Below are 22,530 nucleotides of genomic sequence, written 5' to 3'. Positions count from 1 at the left end.
TCAGGTCCCGCAGCCGGTCGATCCGCTGGCCTCGGTGCAGAAGCAGGTGCCGCATCCGCCGCTCGAGCGCGCGCGCCACGTTCCGTCGCAGCACTGGTAGCTCGCCGAGCACGCGGTGTTCGCATAACGACCGCCGAACGAGTGCGTGCAGCTCGCGCCGGGCGGCGGGCCACCGCTGCATCCGGTCTCGCCGCTCGCCTCGACACAGGTGCATCCGCCGCACGCGCCGCGGGTGCGCCACGTTCCGTCGCAGCACTGGTAGCTCGCCGAGCACGCGTGGTTCGCGTAGTTGCCGCCGAAGGTGTGACGGCAGCTCGCGCCCGGCGTGGGCGTCGGAGTCGGCGTCGGCGCGGGCGTGCTGCCCGAGAGCGTCTGGGTGCGGCCCACCGAGACGATCTCGCTCAGACGACCGCGGAGGTGATCGCCCGGGCACGTCGTCGACTGCCCCGAGTGATCGCGATGCCCCCGCACCCGCGCGCTGTCGACGGTGATGCCGTAGAGGCGCGAGAGCGTGCCCACGAGACGACCCGCGATCTCGATCGAGCCGTCGGTCGGACGGCTCGCGCCGAGCCCACCGCAGCCGCTGGTGTGGAAGCACCCGATGAACGAGATGCCGATGTTGCCGGTGTTGTGGCCGCCGACGTGCGCGCCGAGCAGGTGCAGCGGGCGACCCTCGTAGATGCGCCCGTCCTGGCCGACGAGGAAGTGATATCCGACGTCGCACCAACCACGCGTGTCCTGGTGGAAGCGCTGGATGCCGCGCATCTGTCGCGCGGGATCGGTGCTCGACGTGACGGTGTGGTGCACCGCGAAGCGCGTCTTGCGCGAGTCGCCGTCGGTGCAGCGCGTCGCGCGCGCGCCCCACGACTCGCGGGTCACGATCCCGAGGCCCCGCAGCTCGGTGCGCAGCGCCTCGCGCGACGTGCCGAGCTCCTCCTCCTCGGGCGCCTCGACGGCCTCGTCGGGGATCGTCGCGGTCCACCGCAGGAGCTGGAGGATCTCGACCGCTCCGGCGCGGATGCGCAGCTGCGCGCCGTCACCGATCGCGCCGAGCTCGGCGACCGCGACGTGCTGGTCTTCCTCGCTCCAGGTCGCGCCGAGCGTGGTCCACTCGCCCGCCGGCTCGCCCGCGGAGAGGACTCGAGCCTCCATCGCCGGCATCTCGCCGGGGCTCGTGAGCCCCACGAGCGCACCGGCACGATTGGCCCCATCGGGCACATCGAGGACCGGTGAGACGAGCCACTCGCCCTCCCGCGTCCACCCCTCGAGCAGCTCTTCGCTCGAGGCCGTCATCTCGAACGAGTCGTGTCCTTGCTCGCGCTCTGGACTGCCGAGCTGGTTCGCGCATCCAGTCGCGAGGAGGAGCGTGATCGAGACGAGGAGGGCAGTCCGCAGGATCGTCATGCGGGGCGTGCTGAGCAGAATCCGTGCGCAGCACGTTCACGCCTCGGAGCGCAGAGATGCGGACTCGAGATCGCACTCCCGCACATCGGCTCGCGCGATGACCGCGCGCGGTCGTCCAAGGTCCGTACGGCGCCTCTCTCGCACATCGACGTACGTGGCAGTCGACGCGTTCTCCGGGCACTGTTGCGCTCGCAACCATGCTCTACGAGCTCGCCCAACGCGGGAATTTCTTCACGACCTGGCTCGCGCTGACCGTGATCGCCTTCGCGCTCACGATGCTGATGTCCGGCGTGCTCTTCCGCCGCTACTACTGGCGGCCGACGTTCGAGACCTGGCGGTACAAGACGAACCCGCAGTTCCCGAAGCCGGTGATGATCCGCCGCGAGGTGCTGCAGATGCTCAAGGGCATCTACACCGCGACGTTGTGCCCGGCGATCGCGCTGCACCTCGTCGACGCGGGCTGGTCGCAGGCCTACGGCGGGCTCGGTGGATACAGCGTCGGATATCTGATCTTCACGTTCTTCGTCGTGTGGATCGGATCCGATCTCTACGAGTTCGCCTATCACCGGCTCGGCCACACGCGCACGTTCTGGTGGAAGCAGCACAAGCCCCATCACGCGTTCGCGAACCCCACGCCGTTCGCGGTGATCGCCGACGATCACCTCGATCAGCTGATCCGCTCGGCACCGCTGCTCTTCATCCCGCTCTTGATGCCGATCAACATGGATCTGCTGTTCCTGACCTACGGCGCGTTCTTCTACGGATACGGCGTCTACCTGCACTGGGGCTACGAGCTGCGCTGGCCCGACGCGCACCACCCGTGGATCAACACGGCGTTCCAGCACTACATCCACCACGCGCGCTCGACGCTGATGCAGCCGATGCACACCGGCTTCTTCTTCAAGCTGTGGGACAAGCTCGCGGGCAGCGAGTACCGCGCGGGGCCCGAGGAGTGCGCGTGCGCGAAGTGCTCGATCGCGCGCGGTGAGCGCACGCCCGAGGAGTTCGCGCGCATCGTGAAGCCGGACTACTCGCCGCTGCTCTCGCCGTCGTTCTGGCTCACCGGCAAGGTGCGTCAGGTCGAAGAGCCGGCGCCGGCGGAGTGATGCGCACCGCTCAGGGCTCGGTCGCCGACGGCTTCGAGCCCGTCGCGCGCACGTTCACATCGCTGCTCGCGTCGGGCGCGGAGCGCGGCGCTGCGATCACCGTCTACCACCGCGGCCGTCGTGTGGTGCACCTCCATGGAGGCCAGGCGCGCGGCGCGACGCCGTTCGACGAGCGCACGCGCGTGGTGCTCTTCTCGGTGACGAAGGGCCTCGCGTCCATGGCGCTCGCGCTGCTCGCCGATCGCGGGAAGCTCGACTACGAGGCGCCGGTCGCGACCTATTGGCCCGGCTTCGCGAAGAACGGCAAGGACGCGATCACGGTCGCGGATCTGCTCGGGCATCGCGCGGGGCTGCCGGTGCTCGACACGCCGTTCACGCTCGCCGAGTGCGCGGATGCGAGCTGCCATCCGCGCCTCGTCGACGCGATGGAGCGCCAGCGTCCGCTGTGGGAGCCGGGCCGCGGGCAGGCCTATCACGCGATCACGTTCGGCATGTACGCGCGCGAGCTCTTCGAGCGCATCGCGGGCGAGCCGATCGGCGCGCTCCTGCAGCGCGAGCTCTTCGCGCCGCTCGGTGCCGACGTGTCGCTCGGCACGCCGGCGTCGGAGGATCATCGCGTCGCCGAGCTGCACCCGCCTTCGGCGGCGCAGCGGCTCGCGGGGATGACGCTCGCGCTCGGTCGTCGTGCGATCGGGCTCGAGGAGCCACTCACCGAGTGGCGCGTGCTGCGCGCGATCTTCGAGCGCGACTCGCTGCCGCGCCGCGCGTTCCTCAACCCGAGCGCGCCGCGCGGCATCGCGTCGTACGGCGAGCCCGCGACGTGGCGCGCGCCGCTCGCGTGGGCCTCGGCGACCGGCAGCGCGGATGGCGTCGCGCGCGCGTACCTGCCCTTCGCGCTCGGCGGCGAGGTCGATGGTCGCCGGTATCTGAGCGAGTCGACGATCGCGCGTTTCCACGAGCGGCGCGGATGGTCGGCGCGCGATCCGGTGCTGCAGAAGCCGCTCGGATGGACGCACGGCTTCGTGAAGGACGAGCCGCACGTGTTCTCGCCGGTGCGCGAGTCGTTCGGGCATCCCGGCATCGGCGGCGCGCTCGGTTGGTGCGATCCGGTGAACCAGCTGGCGATCGGCTACGTGCCGAACCGGCTCGACTGGCACGTTCGCTCGCCCCGCGCGATCGCGCTGTGTCGCGCGATCTACGCGAGCGAGCCGGTCCGCGACGCGCGCTGATCGCGGACCCTGCGCTGGAAGAGCGGCGCGGTCACCATCACGACGACGCAGCCGACGACGTTGTACCAGAGGAACGCGACGTCGCTGATCGCCACGAGCAGGAGCACCACGCTCTGCGCGACGAGCGCGCCGTAGAACACGGCGCGCGCTTGCACGCGCTTCAGCAAGAACGCGGTCAAGAAGATCCCGAGGATCGTCCCGTAGAAGATCGACCCGAGGATGTTCACCGCCTCGATCAGGTTGTCGAAGAGCGACGCCCAGCTCGCGAACGCCAGCGCGACGAGTCCCCAGAGCGCGGTGAAGATGCGCGACGCGCGCAGCTGCTCGGTGTCGGTCGCGTTCGGGCGGAAGATGCGCTTGTAGAAGTCGATGGTCGTCGTGGTGCCGAGCGCGCTGAGCTCGCTCGAGGTCGACGACATCGCCGCGCAGAGGAGCACCGCGAGCAAGAGCCCCACGAGCCCCGCGGGCAGCGCGTTCTGGATGAAGTGGAGGAACACGAAGTCGGTGTCCTCGCGCCCACCGTCGCGCACGGTGCGCGCGGCCAGCGCGCGCGCTTCGTCGCGGATCGTGTCGCTGCGCTCGACGGCTGCGAGGTAGGTCGCGCGCGCCTCGGGATCGCCCGCGGTCGCGAACGCTTCGGCGGCGTCGCGCCGCTCGGCCCACGCGGCGTCCCACTCTCCCTGCAGCTGCGCGAGCTCGGCCGCCGCGGGTGAGCCCTCGAGCCGCTCGACCAGCGGCGCGTCGAAGATCATCGGCGAGGGCGCGAAGAGGTAGTGGACGAAGAGCAGCACGCCGACGAACAAGATCCCGAACTGCATCGGGATCTTCAGCACGCCGTTGAAGAGCAGCCCCATGCGGCTCGCGCCGATCGATTGCGCGCCCAGATAACGCTGCACCTGCGATTGATCGGTGCCGAAGTACGAGAGCGCGAGGAAGAACCCGCCGAGCAGGCCCGACCACACGTTGTAGCGAGTCGAGAGGTCGAAGCTCAGATCGACGACGTTCATGCGCCCCGTCGCGCCGGCGAGCCTCGCCGCGTCGCCGACGCCGATCGACTCGGGCAGCTGCGCGATCAGGATCCCCGCGGCGATCGCCATGCCGACGAGGATCACCGCCATCTGCTGCTTCTGCGTCTGCGCGACGGCGCGCGCCCCGCCGGTGACCGTGTAGACGATCACGGTCAGCCCGATCAGCGCGTTGGTGACCCCGAGCGACCAGCCGAGCACCGACGAGAGCAGGATCGCGGGCGCGTAGATCGTGATGCCCGCCGAGAGCCCGCGCTGCACGAGGAAGAGCGCCGCCGTCAGCAGGCGCATGCGCAGATCGAAGCGACGCTCGAGGTACTCGTACGCGGTGTAGACCTGGAGGCGGAAGTACACCGGGACCATCAGCGCCGAGATCAGGATCATCGCGAGCGGGAGGCCCAGGTAGATCTGGACGAAGCCCATCCCGTCGGAGAACGCCTGACCGGGCCCCGAGATGAACGTGATCGCGCTCGCCTGGGTGGCCATCACCGAGAGGCCGACCGTGACCCAGTCGAGCTCGCGACCACCGCGCATGTGCTCGTCGGCAGTCTTCACGCTGCGCGCCTTGTAGACGCCGAAGACCGCGATGGCGCCGATCGTGCCGACGAGGACGAGCCAGTCCGCCGCGCTCACGAGAACTTCCGGCTGATCCAGTAGAAGACGGCGATCAGCACGACGAGCAGCGCGGCGACGCCCGCATAGATGCCGCGCCAGGTGCCGAACGGCGCGGGCTCTTCGTCCTCCGTCGCATCGAGCGCGGCGTGCGCGTCGGCCGCCGGACGACCGAGCGCGATCAGGTTCTCGAAGAGTCGATACGCGCCGGGCACGCCCGCGGGGAGCTGCCGGAAGAACGAGAGCCCGGTGTAGACGAAGTGGCCCTGGCCGTGCGACGTGACGAGCAGCGCGCCGTCCTGCGGCTCCTCGCCGGGATCGCGCATCCGGACGAGCGGCGCGTACGACGCGTCCCATCGCTCGGCGAAGTAGAGACCGCGCTCCTGCACCCAGCCCTCGAAGTCGGTGGCGCCGATGCGATGCGGCGTGGTCAGCGCGGGATGATCGGCGGCGAGGAGCTCCACCGTGGCCGTCTCGTCGGTCACGCGACCGCGCCCGAGCGTGAGCGGTGCGGGGCCGAGCTGCGCGCGCACCTGCTCGAGGCGGTTCTCGGTCTGGTACTGCACGACGAGCGTGCCGCCGCGCTCGACGTACGACATCAGCGCGGCGTGCTGCGCGTCGAGCTCGGGCACCGCGTTGAACGCGCGCACGCCGATCACGATCGCATCGAAGCGCGAGAGATCACCGGCGAGGCTCGCGGCGTCGAGCGGCACGACCTCCATGCCGGCCTCGCCGAGCGCGGCGGCGACTCCGTCGCCGGTGCCGTCGACGTAGCCCACGCGCCAGCGCTGTCCCGCGAGCGAGCGAAGCGCGACCGGCAGCACGCGCGTGCGCGTGCGGAGCAGCACCGATCGCTCGGGCACGTGCGGGTAGTCGAGCGTGCTGACCTCGAGCGCAGGCGCGAATTCGCCGCCTGGCGCGCGCCATCGCGGCCTCACCTCGCCGGGCTGGGCGTCGGACGCGGCGCGCGCTTCGACGCGCAGCTCACCGCGGCCGGACGCGTCGAGCTCGAGCGTCGTGGTCGCGGGCGAGAACGTCCATCCGGCCGGCGCATCGAGCTGCACCTCGTAGCGTCCGGGCGCGCCGCGCGCGGTGAAGCGCAGCGTCGTGCTCGCGCCGGGCGAGGCGAGGGCGACCGGACGCTCCGGCGTGAGCAAGAGCGCGGGGTGCACCTCGAGCTCGCGAACCCGCTCGCCGAGCACGGGGTCCGCCCGCACGTTGCGCACGCCGCGGCGCACCGCGATGCGCTCGCCGTCGATCGTGAAGGTCAGCGTCGCGGCGATCGCGGGATCGGTCCACGGCGCGATGCGCGCATCGCCCTCGGCGTGCTCGCGGCCGGGCTCGGGATCGGTGCGCAGCCAGTGCATCACGCTCGGCGCGGCGTCGGCGGGCACGGTGACCTCGAGCGATGGAGTCGCTGCGGTGCCGGGCTCGAGCACGACCGGCGCGGTCGGCGCGGTCGGGAGCGCACGCCGCGTTCCGCCCTCGACCTCGGCGTCGAGCGCGATCGACTCGAGCCGCACCGGGAGGGTCGTGCGCGCGAGGAGCTCGACCGAGAGCGGCAGCGTCTCGCTCGGATGCACGATCGCGCGCTCGGCGCGCACGTCGACGAAGAGCCCGGCGAGCGCGGGCACCAGCGCATCGATCCATGCGATCGACGCATCGCGATCGGGGCTCGCGGCGAGCGCCTCGAGCCCGCGTCGAACGCGCAGCAGCGGCGCGACGCTGCGCTCGGGATGCGCGGGATCGAAGGCGTCCAGCGCGCTCGCGACCTGACGTCCGAGCGGCGCCGCGCCTTCGAGCGTCTGCCACGTCGACGCGATGCCCTCGAGCACGTCGTGCTGCGCCTGCGTGCCCTCGAGGTGGACGAGCCGGATCACCGAAGGCCCGCGGCGTCCCATCGTGCCGAAGCCCTGGCTGCGGTGCTGGCTGCGGCTCGTGGCCGCGATCTCGCCGTACGAGCGACCGCGCCACGGATCGAACGCGCCGACGTCGAGCGTGACGTAGGGACCATCCGGCACCGTCGCGCCCATGAAGCGCGGCACGTCGTGCACGAGGCGCGTCGCGCTCCACGTGCCGAGCCGCGCGACCTGCTGCGGGTACGCGCTCGGATCCGCCGCGAGCGAGAACGCGCGGCGCGCGAGCCGCGCCGACGCGAGGTGGTGCCCGTGGGTCTCGCCGCGCTCGGGGAAGCGCGTGATGATCACGTGCGGGCGGAACGTGCGGATCGCCTGCACGACGTCCTCGAGGATCGCGTCCTCGCCCCACGTCGCCAGCGCTTCCTCGGCGGACTTCGTGTAGCCGAAGTCGAGCGCGCGCGTGAAGAGCTGCTGCGCTCCGTCGATGCGCCGCGCCGCGAGCAGCTCCTGGGTGCGCAGGATGCCGAGCGCCGCGCCCTGCTCGGCGCCGATGCGGTTCTGTCCGCCGCTGCCTCGCGTGAGCGAGAGATACGCGACCTGCGCGTGGCGCGCGCCCGCGAGGTACGCGAGCAGCTCGGTGTGCTCGTCGTCGGGATGCGCCGCGACGTACATCACGCGCACGCCGGTCGACAGGCGCGCGAGCTCGTCCTGGAGCTGCGCCGCGTCGGGGGTCGAGAGCACGCCTGCGAGGCCGAGGATCCAGAGGCTGGGCATCAGTCGCTCCGAGGGTTGCGGAAGGCGCCGAGCGCGCGGCGGTGGACCGCTTCGTACGCGTCGGTGGTGGCGCCGGGGGAGAAACGCTCGCGCGCGTCGCGCGCGGCAGCGATCGACATCGCGGTGCGTGCGCCCGCGGGCGCGCGCAGGACCGTTTCGGCGGCCGCGGGGAGCGCGTCGAGCGCGTCGACGAGCATGCCGGTGGCTCCGTCGCGGACGACCTCGGGCAGGCCACCGACGCGCGTCGCGAGCACCGGCACGCCGCACGCGAGCGCCTCGAGCGCGGCGAGCCCGAAGCTCTCGATCTCGCTCGGCAGCACGAAGAGATCGCAGGCCGCGATCCAGCTCGCGAGCGTCGCGGGATCGTCGGCCGGCGCGACGAAGCGCAGCGCGTCGCCGATCCCCGCGGCGCGCGCGTCCGCCTCCACCCGCTCGCGCTCGGGACCGTCGCCGACGAGCAGGAGGCGCGCGCCCCCGCGCAGCGAGCGCGTCAGGTGCTGCATCAGCGGGACGAGCGCGCGCGTCTGCTTCACCGGGCGGAAGTTCGAGACGTGGACCAGCGTCGCGCCCGCGCGCCGTCCGCCGAAGATCTCGTCGACGCGCGCGCGACCCGCAGCGTCCGGGCGGAAGATCGCGGGGTCGACCGAGTTGGGCACCACCACCGGTGCGACGTCGAACGCCTGCTGCGTCGCGCGCTGCAGGAACGCGGAGGGCGTGGTGATCGCGTCGACCGATCGCAGGCACGCGGCGATCACGCTCGCATACCGAGCGTCCGCGCCGAACGTCGTCACGTCGGTGCCGTGCAGCGTCAGCACGAGCGCGGGGCCCGACGCGCCGAGCGCCTCTCGCACGAGGTGCGCGGCGACCGCGTGCGGCACGCCGTAGTGCAGATGGACGAGGTCGAAGGGACGCTCGCGGTGCCGCGCGATCAGCGTCGCCGCGAGCGCGAGCGCGTCGGGCTGCGCGAAGAGCGGATGCTCCGGCGCGACCACCTGCGCGAAGTCGACGTTCGCGTCGCGGAGCCGGGGCGGGCGCGCCTCGGCGAGCACCGTGACCCGATGACCACGCGCGGCGAGCTCCTGCGCGAGCTCCACCGCGACCGTGCCGCTTCCCCCGAGCGACGCCAGACAGACGACGCCGATCTCGAGGCGGCTCACAGCGTGATCTCCTCCTCGGCTCCCTCCGCGGCGGGCGCGCGCTCGATCGCCGCGGCGATCACGCGCCGCACGTCGAGGTGCGCCAGCGAGGGCAGGGCGTGCACGCGCTCCTGCGGTGCTCCGCCCGGGCGCAGCGCCGCGATCACGCGACGCAACGTCGCGATGCGGGTGTTCTGGCGCGCGGCGTTCGCGCGCTCGGCGCGCGACTGGAGCTTCGCGAGCGCGTGCTCGATCGTCTCCTCGGTCTTCGTCGTGCTCTTGCCGAGCCCGGGATCGATCGCCTCGAGCCCGGCGCGCGCGCTCGCGAGGCCGTCGCGCACCGTCGCGCGGAGGCGCTCGAGCTCCTCGCTCAGCGGGCCGCGCCCGAGCCGCTGCACCAGCGCGGCCTCGTCGTCGCGACGCAGATCGTCGAGCGTGAGATCGAGCGTCGAGAGCGCGTCGCGATCCTCGGCGCTCGTCACCACGTAGCTCGCGCGCCGCACGTAGGGCGCCATCGTGAGCCCGAGCGCGTCGTAGATCGGCGGGAGCTGCGCCGCGTACGCGACCTCGCTCGGACCACCCACGTACGCCGCGGTCGGCAGCAGGTGATCCTGCAGCGCCGGGCGGAGCAGCGCGGACGTGCTGAGCGCGAGCGGCGTGTCCTCGAGCCGCGCGAAGAGCTCGTCGCGCGAGAGCGTGCGAGGCGCGCCCGAGAGCGCGAACGTGTCGCCCCGCGGCGCGAGCCGGTAGCGCGGACCTTCGGGGCCCTCGGGATGGAAGAACGAGAGCGCGCAGTCGCTCCGCACCGGGATCGGCACGCGCTTGCCCTCGGCTTCGAGGCGCGCCGCGTCCGCGACCAGACGCGCCGTGATCGTCTCGTGCGCCTCGAGCGCGCGGCGATGGATCGGCGCGGCGAGCGCCGCGAGCGCGGGATCACGCGGCTGCAGCGTGAGCAGACCGTAGGGCTCGAAGAGCGTCGTCAGCACCGCGCCGAACGCGTCGGGCAGCGACGCGCCGGGCCGGTGGTGCTCTGCGAGCAGCGCGTGCAGCCAGGCGCCGTGCTCGGTGCGTCGCAGATCGAGCGCCTCGAGCACCGCGTCGATCTCCGCGCCGAACCGCGCGTGCGCGATCGACGACCGCGCGCCCGACGCATCGCGCTCGGGCAGGCTCGCCTCGCGCATCCCTTCCGCGCCGAGCCAGCGCACGGTGCGGATCTCGTCCCAGTCGTGATCCTCGCTCTGCATCCAGAAGAGCGGCACGGCCGCGATCCCCCGAGCGCTCAGCTGGCGCGCGAGGCGAATCGTCGAGACGGTCTTCCAGAGCGTGTAGAGCGGTCCGAGGAAGAGCCCGAGCTGCTGCCCGGTCACCACCACCACCGCGCCCCGCGCGAGCGCGTCGAGCGAGGCCCGACGCGCCGCGCTGGCGCCCCACCGTGCGTTCTGCGCTTCGAGCGCCAAGAGCACGGCGGGCGCGATCGTCGCGCGAGCGCGCGCCACTTCCACGATGCGCTCGCGCGTCTCGCTCACCGGCGCCACTCCTCGAGCGCGGTGCGCACCTGCGGCGCGAAGAAGCCGTCGAACGTCTGGTCGCCCGCGCCGAGCTCGAGCGCACGCTCGGCGTGCGGGATCGCCTCGGGGCGACGACCGTTCGCGTCGAGCGCGCGCGCGAGGAACCACTCGTTCCACCACGTCGACTGGATCGCGACCGAGCGCTCCAGCATCTCGAGCGCGCGCGCCTGCTGGCCTTCCTGCTCGAGCAGATAGCGGCCCGCGTTGAAGTGCGGGCGCCACGCGTTGCCGACCGTCGCGTCGATGCGCGATCCGACGATCGCCGCCGTGTCGAACTCGATCGGGATCGCGACACGCTTGCCCGCCCAGTCGAGCACGAGGCTCGTGCTGGACTCGGTCGTGTCGTCGAACGAGTAGGTGAGCCGCTCGCGCGCCGGCACGTCGCCGGCGCTCACGCTCCCACGCGCCACGTCCTCGCTGGGATCGTGCGCCTGCGCGCCGCGGAGCTGGCTGTCGGTGTTGAGGATGATCGTCCACTCGCCGGTCTGCGCGGGGATCACGAAGAGGCTGTAGACGCCGGCGGGCACGCGGGTGCCGAGGATCGTCGCGTCCTCGCTGAGGTCGATGCGCGTCGGCTGGTTCGCGCCCGCGCGCCACACCTGACCGTAGGGGACGAGCTCGCCCCAGATCGTGCGGCCACGCGCGCCCGGGCTGCTGTAGTCGACGCGCACGTTCGCGACGCCGACCGTCTGCTCGACCGCGGCGCGAGGGCTCGGCTGCGGCAGCACCGGCTGCTGCTGGATCGGCGGCGTGTCGCTGGGTGCGCGCGCGAAGACGACGCGCGTCTCGGCGCCCGACGTCGCGGCGGTGGTCGAAGCGGTTGTGGTGGGACACGTCGCGCCGCATCCCACGAGCAGCGCGACGAGGGTGGAGATGAGAATGACTCTGCGCATCGCGCGCGGACCCTAGAGCGCTCACCCCGGGTGTCAACCGTGGCCGCTCACGGGAAATCACCGCGCCCGTCACGGGCGCGGTGAAGCGCGCGATGCGTTTTTATTCCGCGTACCAGACGACGTAGGCGCTGAGCGCGATGTCGCCGCCGCGCGGCTCGCCGGTGCGGAAGCGTCCGGCGTACGTGATCGTGTTCTCCGCGCCGAGCGTGACCTGCGACGTGATGTCGGTGCGCACCGCGTCGACCGGAAGACCGGGGCACCAATAGGCGCGCGACTGCGCCCAGTTTCCCCACTGCCCGGGGATCACGCCCTCCGACGCGCGGACCGCGCACCCGACGTCCTCGCCGATGCCGCCCTCGTGACGGATCTCGGGGAGCGCGGTGCCGTTCACCGTGAAGACGTGGCGGTGATCGCACCACTCCGCGCAGTTGTCGCCGTCGGTCTGGCCGTGCCCGCTGAGGATCGTGACGAGCTCGACGCGCGTCGCGCCCGCGGGAGGCGTGAACGTGAAGGGCTCGCGCGTGTTGTACGCGGCGTCGAACCCGCCGCCGACGAACGCACGCGCGCCACCGGTCGCGCGCGGCGTGCCGCCGACGTTGCGGAAGCGTAGCGAGACCTTCGCGAGCCACTCGGTCGCGCGCTCCCACTCGGGCCCGAGCTCGACGAAGAAGCGACGCGCGCCGCCTTCGCGCATCAGCGCGAGGAAGGGCGTCGCATCGATCGCATAACGCTGCCGGCCGCGGCGCCAGTACGGGGTGATCCAGCGCGCGATCTCGAGGCGCTGCTCGCACGCCTCGACCGGATCGGCCGACGCGCCGGTGCAGATCTGGATGTCGGCGATGCGATCCCACTCCGAGCACGCGAAGGGATTGCCCTCGTCGCACGTGATCTCGATGTCGATCTCGAGCTGATCGAAGCTCGCCATCGTCGCGGCGTCGGGCAGCGTGACCTCGGGGCGGAACACGCGGCCGGCGGTGCGCTCGTCGAGCAGCGTGACGATCGTCGCGTCGGTCTCGCTCGCGAGGCGCGCGTCGAGCGCGGCGCGGTACTCGTAGAAGTGGCCGAGGAACGCCGCCATGCCGAGCTCGGGCGGGCGACCCACCGAGGGCGCGAGGTTGTCCGCTTCGTCCCAGGTCTGCGCGCGATCGATGCCGAACGCGACGGGCGCGGGCACGCCGATGCGGCCGTGGTCGGGATGATCGACCTCGTTGCCCGGCGTCGACGCGAACTCGATCAGCGAGCGCAGGTGCGCGCCCACGCTGCCCTGCACCTCGGTCGCGCGGTCGGTCACGAAGTGCATGCGCTCGCGCCAGAACGCGTGCTGCTCGGGCTGACCCTCGAGCCAGAACCCGAGGTCGTCCTCGAACGTCGTGCGCAGCGCGTCCATGCGCGCGCGGCGCGCGTCGGCGTTCTCGTCGTACGAGAGGAAGAAGTAGCGGGTGTTGCGCGGGCCTTCGCTGAAGAGACGCGCGATGCTGGTCGCGAAGAGCGCATCACCGCTCGCGCCCGGGAAGTGCACGAGGAACACGTAGCTCTCGCAGCCGCTCCAGCGCTCGGAGAGCGTCCACGTCGAGCCATCGAGCTGCGTGACCGTGAAGTCGCCCGCGAGCTCGCCGGGCGCGTCGCCGAAGCCGCTCGTGCGCATCGGCGTGCGCTGCAGATCGAGCTCGTCGCACAGCGCGGACGCGGGCGGTCCGCCGTCGCTCCCGGCGTCGCCGGTGCTCGCGTCGAGACCCGCGTCGAGCTGCGTCGAGGCGTCGTCATCACCGCAGCCGACGAGCGCGAGGAGCGTGGAGAGGAGCAGCGCGCGCGAAGTTGTCCGAGCAAGCATCGCCGCGGACGGTACCGAACCGGCCGCGGCGTGGCCAGATGGGAATGGTGAGAGTGTGCAAAACGGCTCGCCGGCGCAGGGCCCTCCCGTCCGCGTGCGCCGCACGCTCCCGTGCGGGCCCTCCGCCAGCGAGCACTCCAGCTGGACCGAGATTCCGCGGTGCGAAAACGGCGCGAAACGTGGGGCTAGAGGCTCGCGGCGAGCCGCGTGCCCTGGTCGATCGCGCGCTTCGCATCGAGCTCGAGCGCGACGTCGGCCCCGCCGATCAGATGGACCTTCACGCCCGCGGCGGTCAGCGGCTCGTGCAGCTCGCGCAGCGGCTCCTGCCCGGCGCACACGATCACGGTGTCGACCGCGAGCACCCGCGTCTCGCCATCGACGCGAACGTGGAGCCCTTCGTCGTCGATGCCGACGTACTCCACCGCGCTCAGCATCTCGACGCCCTTCGTCTTGAGCGTCGCGCGGTGGATCCAGCCGGTGGTCTTGCCGAGCCCCTCGCCGACCTTGGTCGTCTTGCGCTGCAGGAGCACGACGCGACGAGCGGGCGGATGAGGCGCCGCGTGGACGCCCTCGATGCCGCCGCGCGCCTCGAGCTTCGCGTCGATCCCCCAGCTCTTCCAGAACTCGTCGCGCGAGAGACTGGTGCTCTCGCCGGCGTGCGTGATCAGCTCCGCGACGTCGAAGCCGATGCCGCCGGCGCCGATGATCGCCACGCGCTCGCCGACCGGTCGGGTGCCGAGGATCGCATCGAGATAGCTGATGACCTTCGGGTGATCGATGCCGGGGATCGCGGGCTTCCGAGGGACCACGCCGGTCGCGACGACGACCTCGTCGTAGCCGCCCTGCATCAGCGCCTCGGACGTGGCGCGCGTGCCCAGACGAACGCGGACGCCCGTGCGCTCGAGATGCTTCTCGAAGTAGCGCAGCGTCTCCGCGAACTCTTCCTTGCCGGGGATGCGCTTCGCGAGGTTGAACTGCCCGCCGATCGCGTCCGACGCCTCGAACAACGTGACGTCGTGACCGCGCTCGCCCAGCGTGGTCGCGGCCGCGAGCCCAGCGGGGCCCGCGCCGACCACCGCGACCTTCTTCTTCGTCGCCGCCGGCTCGATGCGCAGCTCGGTCTCGTGGCACGCGCGCGGGTTGACGAGGCAGCTCGTGAGCTTCGCCTGGAACGTGTGGTCGAGGCAGGCCTGGTTGCAGCCGATGCAGGTGTTGATCTCGTCGGCGCGTCCTGCGGCGGCCTTGTTCACGAAGTCCGCGTCGGCGAGGAACGGCCGCGCCATCGAGACCATGTCGGCGTCGCCCTCGGCGAGCACGCGCTCCGCGACCTCGGGCGTGTTGATGCGGTTCGTGGCGACGAGCGGGATCGTCACTGCTCCGCGCAGCTTCGCGGTGACCTTGGTGAAGGCCGCGCGAGGCACCTTGGTCGCGATCGTCGGGATACGCGCCTCGTGCCAGCCGATGCCGGTGTTGATGATCGTCGCGCCGGCCGCTTCGATGGCCTTGGCGAGCGTGACGATCTCGTCCCAGGTGCTGCCGCCTTCGACGAGGTCGAGCATCGACAGGCGGTAGATGATGATGAAGCGCGGCCCGACGGCCTCGCGCACGCGCCGCACGATCTCGACGGCGAGGCGCATGCGGTTCTCGTACGGGCCTCCCCAGCGATCGGTGCGCTGGTTCACGCGCGCGACGAGGAACTGGTTGATGAAGTAGCCCTCGGACCCCATCACCTCGACGCCGTCGTATCCGGCGAGCTGCGCGAGCCGCGCGCACCGCACGAAGTCCGCGATCTGCTTCTCGATGCCGGCCTCGTCGAGCTCGCGCGGCCGGAACGGGTTGATCGGCGCCCTCACCGCGCTCGCCGAGACCGACTCGGGGTTGTACGCGTAGCGACCCGCGTGGAGGATCTGCATGCAGATCGTCCCGCCTGCGTCGTGCACGGCGCGCGGCACGACGGAGTGGCGCGCGGCGTCCTCCTCGGTGGTGAGCGTCGCCGCGCCCGCGTAGACCGCGCCCTCTGCGTTGGGTCCGACACCGCCGGTCACGATGAGGCCGACACCGCCGCGCGCCCGCTCGGCGAAGAACGCCGCCATGCGCTCGAAGCCGCCGGGCATCTCCTCGAGGCCCGTGTGCATCGAGCCCATGAGGGTGCGGTTCCTGATCGTCGTGAACCCCAGATCGAGCGGGGCGAGGAGATGGGGATACGAGCTCACTGCTGCCCTCCCTGGAGCTTCGCCATCACTGCGGCCTGGATCGCGGGGAATCGCTCTCCCATGCGCGCTGCGAGCGCCTGCGCCGCCTTGAGCGGGCGGACCATCACCATGAGCTCGGCGATCTTTCCCTGGTCGTCGAGCACGAGGAAGTCGCAGCCGGTGATGGCGAGCCCGTCGACCTGCGCCTCGAACACGAGGGCGTGGTTGCGGCCGTCGTGAAGCTCGCGGACGTAGTGGAAGCCCTCGAAGACCTCGATCACCGCGCGGAGGATCTCGCTCACCACCGGCTTGCCCACGTACGGCTTGAACGCGACGGGGCTGTGGAAGACGACGTCGTCGGCGAGCATCGCCTCGACCGCGTCGAGATCCCTGGCGTCGACTGCTTCTCGGAACTTGGCCATCCGCGCCCTCCGATAGTCAACTTGTTGACTAATCGATGAAGCACTACACGCGGGTTGCCGGGATGTCAAACGAGACTATTCGACGAGTTGAATAGTCCGCCTGCTCGGCCTAGAAGGCGTGCATGGCGCTCCAAGACGCGATCCTCGCGGCCCTCGCCGACGGCAGCGAGTCGTCGGGATACGACCTGGCCAAGGCGTTCGACTATGCCGTCGCGAACTTCTGGACGGCCACGCCGGCGCAGCTCTATCGAGAGCTCGAGAAGATGCAGGACGAAGGGCTCGTCGCCGCGCGAGTCGTCGCGCAGGAGAAGCGTCCGAACAAGCGCTTGCTCTCGCTGACCAAGGCGGGGCGGAAGGCGCTGCACGAGTTCACGACGCGCGACCCGAAGCCGACTGCCATTCGCGACGAGCTGCTCATCCAGGTCGACGCCATGGAGCACGGGGACCTCGCCTCGGTGAAGGCGCACATCGAGGCGAGGCTGGCGATCGCGGAGCAGAAGCTCGCGTACTACAAGAAGAGCCGCGAGCGTTCGCTCGATGGCTGCTCCGAGGAGGACTTCCTCGTCGAAGAGGAGCGGGTCGGCCCGTACCTCACGCTCTTGCGCGGGATCTCCTTCGAGCAGGAGAACATCCGCTGGGCGAAGCTGGCGCTCAAGGTGCTCGCGAAGCGCGAGGCCGCGCGGCGCTGATCGCGTGCGCTCGAGTGGAGGCGCCGATGCATCGACGGGCACCGACCTGGGTCGCCGGCACACGCGACGCTCTACAGGCACGCGATGGGAGCGAGCGCCGGTCGAGGCATCGGGCCTCCGGGGCCTCTTAGGCCACGGGCCCGATGCGCTCGCCGTTACGTACGCTGCGCGGATCGATCAGCGCGCGCGCGGCGCGGTCTGGAACACGCGGCGATAGCCGAGGTCGACCTGATGACGCCAGAGGACCGAGCCCTGTCGGCCCTCGAGCACCATCGTCACCCTGCCGACCACGTCGCGCCCGCGCATCGGGATCGTGGTGGTCGTGGTCGTCTCCACGCTGCCCGTGGTGCCGTTCGAGAACCCGCGCTCGCCGGTGACCTCGACGTCCGGCCCGCGACCCGTCTCGAACACGAGGGTGACCCCTCCGCCCCACGACGACTCCTTCGACGCCTCGGAGGTCCGCCTCGCCTCGCTCGCGACGGCGCCCGACTCCCAGTCGCTCAGCGCGTACGCGTTCGCGACCTCGAAGTGAACCGTGACCCCGCTGTCGGGCAGCACCAGGTCGCCGCCCGCCGCGATGTTGCCGAGCGCGCTGGTGAGGTTGCGGACGTCGCCATCGGTCAGCGTCGCTTCGGGCGTGACGAATTCCGCGGTCCCGCCGACGAGCTCGTTCCACCACGACGACGACGGAGGGTGCATCTCCACCGTCCACTGCGCGTTGTAGCCGCGCTGCGCGCTCGCCGCGATCTCGCCGGCCTGGCCCTCGAGGCCGTGGATGCGCGACTCCGGAGACAGCACGAAGTCGGGGATCGCGGAGCTCGGGCTCACGTCCTGGAATTCGCCCGTCTCGAGCCGCAGCGTGAGGTCGACGTCGAGCGTCGGCCCGCCCTCGAGCCCGCTCGGATCGACGTGTGCGATCGGATCGTTGCTCGCGTACGCGTAGAGCGTGCACTGCACCGGATCGCTCGCGCAGCGCTCGATCTCCGCGGAGTAGAGCGGATCGGGCGTGAGGAACTCGCCGAGCATCGGGTCGTAGTCGCGCGCGCCCATTCGCACGGTGCCGAGATCGGCGTCGTAGCCGTGCTCGACGTAGTCGAGCGCGACCGAGAGATCGGTGTGCTCACGACGCAGGCCATAGGGGCTCGCGTCGACGAACGTGCCTTCGCTGGTCGCGAGCGGAGTGCCGCGCGGATCGGTCGCGACCGAGCGATAGACGCCGTTCACCAGCACGCCCGCGAGGCGTCCTGCGACCTCGACCGGCTCGACGACCATCGCGTCCGAGAGGTACGCGCCGTCGACGAACGCGGCGACCACGCGCGCGCCGTCCAGCTTGAGCAGCCGCGCGCCGCTCTCGTCGTAGACGTAGGCGTACGAGCGGCCGTCGCGCGTGACGCGCTCGAGCTCGCCGTGCGCGCCGTACGTCATCGTCGTCCCGTCGCGCGCGATCACGCGCCCCGCCGCGTCGTAGCGATACGTCGAGGTGCCGATCGTCGCGGTGCGGCCGAGCCGCGTGTGGGTGCGCCGACCGACGAGATCGCTCGACGACGCGAGGCGGCTCGCCGCGTCGTAGGTGTACGCCGACGTACCGTCGGGGCCGCGACGCTCGGTGAGGAAGCGTCGCGCGTCGTAGCTGTACTCGCGATCGTGCACGACGGGCGCGTCGCCGCCGCTCGAGAGCTCGACGCGCTCCGCGGAGACGAGCCCGCGCGCGTCGCGCTCGACCTCGACGGCGAGGCTCCAGTCGTCGGTCACGTGGTCGTAGCCGACCGTGCCGTGGGTGACGGGATCGAAGCGCATCACGAGCATCTCGCCGTTCGCGAACGCCACGTGCGACACCCGTCCTTCGCCGTCGTACGCGAGCTCGTAGAGCGGCGCGCCGCCGAGCGTGCGCCCAGCGATGCGGCCCAGCGCGTCGTAGACCGTCGTCTGCTCGCTGCGCAGCAGCACGCGGCCCGAGGGATCGAGCACGGTGCGCGTAGCGCTCCGCTCGGTGCCGTCCTCCGCGTACGTCCGCTCGACCACGATGGTGCGGAAGCCCGTCAGCTCGAGCTCGCTGCGCGCGACGCGACCATCGCGGTGGTGACGCTCGCGCCGGACGAACCCCGGACCGTGCACCGACGTGAGCTGACCGAGCTCGCCCGTGCCCTCGTCGTAGCGACGCTCGTACGCGATCTCGGCGCCGTCGCTCGCGCGGCGATGGACCTCGCGCACGACGCGTCCGATCGCATCGTGCTCGAAGCGCGTCGAGCGCAGCTCCGCGCCCGCGGTGTCGACGACGCGCCGGCGCAGCATGCGGCCGACAGCGTCGTACTCGAGCTCGGTGCGGCCCACGTCGCTGCGGAGCACCGTTCCGACGCGGCCGAAGTGGTCGTAGCCCACCGACTGGGTCGCGTCGCCCGGGAGCGCGACGCGCACCAGGCGACCGAGCGCGTCGTAGCTGCGCGTCGTGATCGCGCCGGCCCCATCGGTCGTGGTGATCACACGATCGTCGCCGTCGGTCACGCTCGTGCCCGCGACGACGCCGTTCTCGATCGCCTCGTGGAGCACGCCATCGGCGCGCACCGCGACGCGCTCGCCGGTGGTGCGCCGCACGCCCTCGCGCACGGTCGTCACCTCTTCGATCGCATGGCCGAGCGCCGAGTCGACGCGATGACCGAGCGCAGTGCGGGACGCCGCGTCGACGAGCTGCGCGAGCGTGAGCGAGCGGGGATCCGCGCTCACCGGGGCGCGGTGGAAACGATCGACACGCGACGCCGAGGGATCGGCGAGCTCGAGCCCGTCGAATGCCCAGCCCTGCGTGGTGCGCACCGCGGTCGCGAGCACGTCGCCGGTCGCGGCCTGGAGCTCGATCGTCTCGGCGACCGAGCGTGACGACGCGTCGATCAGCTGGCGCGAGAGGATCGCGGCAGGACGGGTCGCGTCGGCGTAACGGTACTCGTACGCGAGGTCGGGGAGCGCGGCGTCGCCGGCGCCCACGTCGTCCCACGTCGCGTCGAGTCGCTCGAGCGCGTCGTAGTGGAACGTGCGGTTCCAGTCGCCGCCGGGGCCGCGCCCCATCAGCAGCTTCACGAGCGCGTCGGTGCGCGCGTCGCGCGTCACCGCGGTGACGACTCCGTCGGGTCCGGTGATCGAGGTGAGCAGGCCCGTGCTCGGGTCGTACTGCATCGCGGTGCGACCTTCGGACGGAGCCAGGATCGATGCGATCCGGTGCTGCGCGTCGTACGCGACCTCCTGCAGCACGAGCCGCCGATCACCCGCGATCGCCGTGATGCGCGTGAGCATCCCGATCGCGTCGCGCTCGATCTCGGCACGGTAGTCGAAGTCGAGCTCGGTGCGCCCGGGGTGGGTGCCGACGTTGCGGATCACACGCGGCGTGCAGTGCAGCGCGGCGCCGAGGCCGGGCACGGGATCGAGCTGGTTCTCGGTGACGAGCTCGCCGTGGCGCGACACGCTGCGCGCGCGGGTGACGCAGAGCTCGTTCGCGTAGGCCTCGTGGATCGTGCGGGTGCCGTCGACGACGGTGCCGGTGCGATCGGACCAGCCCGCGTGACGATCGCGCGGGCGCAGGAAGCGCACGCCGCGGAACCGCGCTTCGTCGTAGGTACGCGCCTCGAAGCGGAACACGTCGGTCTCGTCCGCCGCGATGCGCGTGCCCACGAGCAGGCCCGACACGTCGTCGTCGAAGTGGAACTCGGCGGTCTCGATCGCGTTCGGCGCGTCGCGGCGCACGGTGCCGAACCCGAGCAGGTGTCGCGCCGCGCCGTGGAACACCGCGTCCTCGTAGTCGTAGCTGAACGAGACCGGCGTCACGCCGGTCGCGCTCACCTCCATGCGCGTCAGCATCGGCGGACGGCGCACGATGCCGGGCGTCGGACGCGCGCGGCGGTACTCGAAGCGCGCGATGCCGCCGCGGCCGTCGTCGGCGCGCACCATGAGCCCCGACTCGGGCGCGGACAGCGTGATGCGATAAGTGCTCTGTCCGTTCACGAGCACCGCTTGCTCTTCGCCGCGACCATCGAGATCGGCCGCGACCGGCAGACCGACGGTCCAGGTGATCGCCGAGAACCCGGGCACCGCGATCTGCTGGAAATGCGTCCCGCGGTTCGTGAAGAGCATCAGATATCGACCCGACGAGAGCAGCGCATCCGCGAGGCCGTCGTGGTTCGCGTCGGTGAACGTGATCTGGAACGAGCCGAGGTTCGTGACCGGTCCGTTCGACGACAGGAATCCGAACGTCGTGCCGTTGGTCTCGAATCGATTGCCGCCGAGGCCGAACCACACGACCACGTTCGCGGTGCTGCGCGCGACGAGATCGGCGAGCCCGTCGCCGTTGACGTCCTGGACCCACGTGGCAGTCGGCGCGAACGAGGGTGTCAGTGTGCCGGGCGCGGAGCGCTCGAATCGATATCCACGCTCGTCACTGACGTTCCGCAGGATCTCGTATCCGCCGCGATAGACACGCACGAAGTCGGGGCGCAGATCGCGATCGAGATCGACGAGGCGCGTGTTCGCCCCGAGATCCCACGCGCCGGGCACGGCCTCGCGGTGCAGCTGATCACCTTCACGATCGCAGATCACGAGACCGGTGTTCGTGCCGCTGCGATACGCGACCACGACCTCGGGCTCGGCCGCATCGGGCGTCATGCGCACGAGCAGGCGAGGGCGGTTCTGGTGCGACGCCGCGGGACGGCAGAGCGCGTGCTCGTCCCCGTCGCGCCCCGGCGGTCCCTCCCACGTCCAGCCCGCGTCGGTGTGGTGCACGAGCGAGTGGTCGTAGCGGTGCTCCATGTCGATGCGGCCGTCGTCCTCGAGATCGAAGAACGACACGACCTCGGGCTGGATGCCGGTGCCGCCGACGCGCGCGAGGTACGCATCGAGCTCGGTCATCCGCTCGAGCGACGCGGTGGCGAGGCGATCCTCGCTCATCGCGTACTCGTAGGTGACGGCCGGCTCGGCGGCGCCGGTCGGGAAGCGACGGGTGACCGACGTCAGGTAGAACGCCGCGCCCGCGGGGCTCTCGCGATAGGCGAGCTCGTAGGTCCAGCGCCGCGCCCACGTGCTCGACGTGGGATCGCGCGTCTCCGCCGCGATCTCGCGCACGCGTCGATCGAGGAGCAGCCGGGCGCCGGACGCGTGATCCGCGAGCGCGACCGGGACCGTGTCGTAGCCGAGCACGGCGCGGTGCTCGCGCGTCGCGCCGCGGCCGCCCCATCGCACCTCGGACAGGAAGCGACGTCCCGATGCGTTCGACGTCCACACGAGCTCGGTGCGATCGCCGAGCGGCGAGACGACCTCGCTCGCGTTCCACTGGTACGTGCCGCGCGCGTTCGTGATCGCGTCCGCGGCGCGGAAGATCCAGCGCGTGCCGTCGGGCATCGTCGCGACGTAGCCGCCGCTCTCGGAGACCACGCGCACGCGCTCCTCGAGCGCCGCGGCGTAGAGCGCGCCGTCGTCGCCGCGCACGAGCCGCCCCCACGGCGAGACCAGCTCGTCGTTCGACGAGTAGTCGATGGTGCCGATGGTGCGGAATCGTCGGATCGAGAGATCCGCGGCCCATCCCATGCCCCACTCCGAGAGCCCGACGTCCGGCGAGTACGCAGGGAACGCGGGTGCGAGCAGCGGGCCGCGCTCGGTCGGAACGGTGAACGGGCTCGGTAGATGGAAGGTGCCGCGCGCGAGATCGCTCGGGGCATATCGCAGGCTCGCGAGCGTGCCTGCGACGGACCCGCGCGTCGGTGCGCCGAGCGTGGGAGCCTGCACCAGCGCGTCTCGATAGGTCTGTGCGGACGC

At 71.6% G+C, this 22,530-nt stretch carries 13 protein-coding genes; 3 read left to right on the top strand and 10 right to left on the bottom strand.

The features are described from left to right. The gene (locus I5071_RS29270; protein ID WP_236516538.1) at nt 1-1,404 is read right to left on the bottom strand and encodes a peptidoglycan recognition protein; all 1,404 of its coding nucleotides are present in this window, start codon (nt 1,402-1,404) and stop codon (nt 1-3) included. Nucleotides 1,405-1,601: 197 nt separating this feature from the next. On the opposite strand from I5071_RS29270, the gene I5071_RS29265 reads away from it, so the two are divergent. Both I5071_RS29265 and I5071_RS29260 read left to right on the top strand, forming a co-directional pair. Next, a complete protein-coding gene (locus I5071_RS29265) occupies nt 1,602-2,510 on the top strand; it encodes a sterol desaturase family protein (RefSeq protein ID WP_236516536.1) in 909 nt (302 codons plus the stop codon). After that, a complete protein-coding gene (locus I5071_RS29260) occupies nt 2,510-3,739 on the top strand; it encodes a serine hydrolase domain-containing protein (RefSeq protein WP_236516535.1) in 1,230 nt (409 codons plus the stop codon). The genes I5071_RS29265 and I5071_RS29260 overlap by 1 nt, the downstream gene beginning before the upstream one ends. Here the strand turns inward: I5071_RS29260 and I5071_RS29255 are convergent. From I5071_RS29255 to I5071_RS29220, 8 genes are all read right to left on the bottom strand, one after another. Next, the gene (locus I5071_RS29255) at nt 3,706-5,397 is read right to left on the bottom strand and encodes a sodium:solute symporter (protein WP_236516527.1); all 1,692 of its coding nucleotides are present in this window, start codon (nt 5,395-5,397) and stop codon (nt 3,706-3,708) included. The two genes, I5071_RS29260 and I5071_RS29255, sit on opposite strands and share 34 nt — an antisense overlap. Beyond that, complete coding sequence (locus tag I5071_RS29250) at nt 5,394-8,009, bottom strand: PIG-L family deacetylase (RefSeq protein ID WP_236516525.1); 2,616 nt, start codon at nt 8,007-8,009, stop codon at nt 5,394-5,396. Before I5071_RS29250 ends, I5071_RS29255 begins: the two co-directional genes overlap by 4 nt. Then, nucleotides 8,009-9,166: an N-acetyl-alpha-D-glucosaminyl L-malate synthase BshA gene (gene bshA, locus I5071_RS29245; RefSeq protein WP_236516524.1), complete on the bottom strand. Its 1,158-nt coding sequence runs from the start codon at nt 9,164-9,166 to the stop codon at nt 8,009-8,011. Before bshA ends, I5071_RS29250 begins: the two co-directional genes overlap by 1 nt. Then, nucleotides 9,163-10,671 (bottom strand): bacillithiol biosynthesis cysteine-adding enzyme BshC, encoded by a 1,509-nt coding sequence (bshC, locus tag I5071_RS29240; RefSeq protein WP_236516516.1) that lies wholly within the window; start codon nt 10,669-10,671, stop codon nt 9,163-9,165. The genes bshA and bshC overlap by 4 nt, the downstream gene beginning before the upstream one ends. Beyond that, on the bottom strand, nt 10,668-11,606 hold the full coding sequence (locus I5071_RS29235; protein ID WP_236516514.1) for a DUF2911 domain-containing protein: 939 nt from the start codon (nt 11,604-11,606) through the stop codon (nt 10,668-10,670). Before I5071_RS29235 ends, bshC begins: the two co-directional genes overlap by 4 nt. 100 nt (nt 11,607-11,706) lie before the next feature. After that, nucleotides 11,707-13,437 (bottom strand): peptide-N-glycosidase F-related protein, encoded by a 1,731-nt coding sequence (locus I5071_RS29230; RefSeq protein ID WP_236516513.1) that lies wholly within the window; start codon nt 13,435-13,437, stop codon nt 11,707-11,709. Between the two features lie 185 nt (nt 13,438-13,622). Beyond that, nucleotides 13,623-15,650: an NADPH-dependent 2,4-dienoyl-CoA reductase gene (locus I5071_RS29225; protein ID WP_236516511.1), complete on the bottom strand. Its 2,028-nt coding sequence runs from the start codon at nt 15,648-15,650 to the stop codon at nt 13,623-13,625. Continuing rightward, a complete protein-coding gene (locus I5071_RS29220) occupies nt 15,647-16,051 on the bottom strand; it encodes a nuclear transport factor 2 family protein (RefSeq protein WP_236516510.1) in 405 nt (134 codons plus the stop codon). The genes I5071_RS29225 and I5071_RS29220 overlap by 4 nt, the downstream gene beginning before the upstream one ends. 122 nt (nt 16,052-16,173) lie before the next feature. Here I5071_RS29220 and I5071_RS29215 point away from each other — a divergent pair, with 122 nt between their 5' ends. Beyond that, nucleotides 16,174-16,740 carry a PadR family transcriptional regulator gene (locus tag I5071_RS29215; RefSeq protein WP_053231010.1) on the top strand — a complete coding sequence of 189 codons (567 nt, stop codon included), beginning with the start codon at nt 16,174-16,176 and terminating at the stop codon, nt 16,738-16,740. Nucleotides 16,741-16,917: 177 nt separating this feature from the next. Here I5071_RS29215 and I5071_RS29210 read toward each other — a convergent pair whose 3' ends face one another. After that, a complete protein-coding gene (locus tag I5071_RS29210; protein ID WP_236516509.1) occupies nt 16,918-22,500 on the bottom strand; it encodes an RHS repeat-associated core domain-containing protein in 5,583 nt (1,860 codons plus the stop codon). Nucleotides 22,501-22,530: the final 30 nt, after the last annotated feature.

This window comes from Sandaracinus amylolyticus, assembly GCF_021631985.1.
GTDB classification, from domain to species: Bacteria; Myxococcota_A; Polyangia; order Polyangiales; family Sandaracinaceae; genus Sandaracinus; species Sandaracinus amylolyticus_A.
This window is presented reverse-complemented; position numbering and strand designations above follow the sequence as displayed.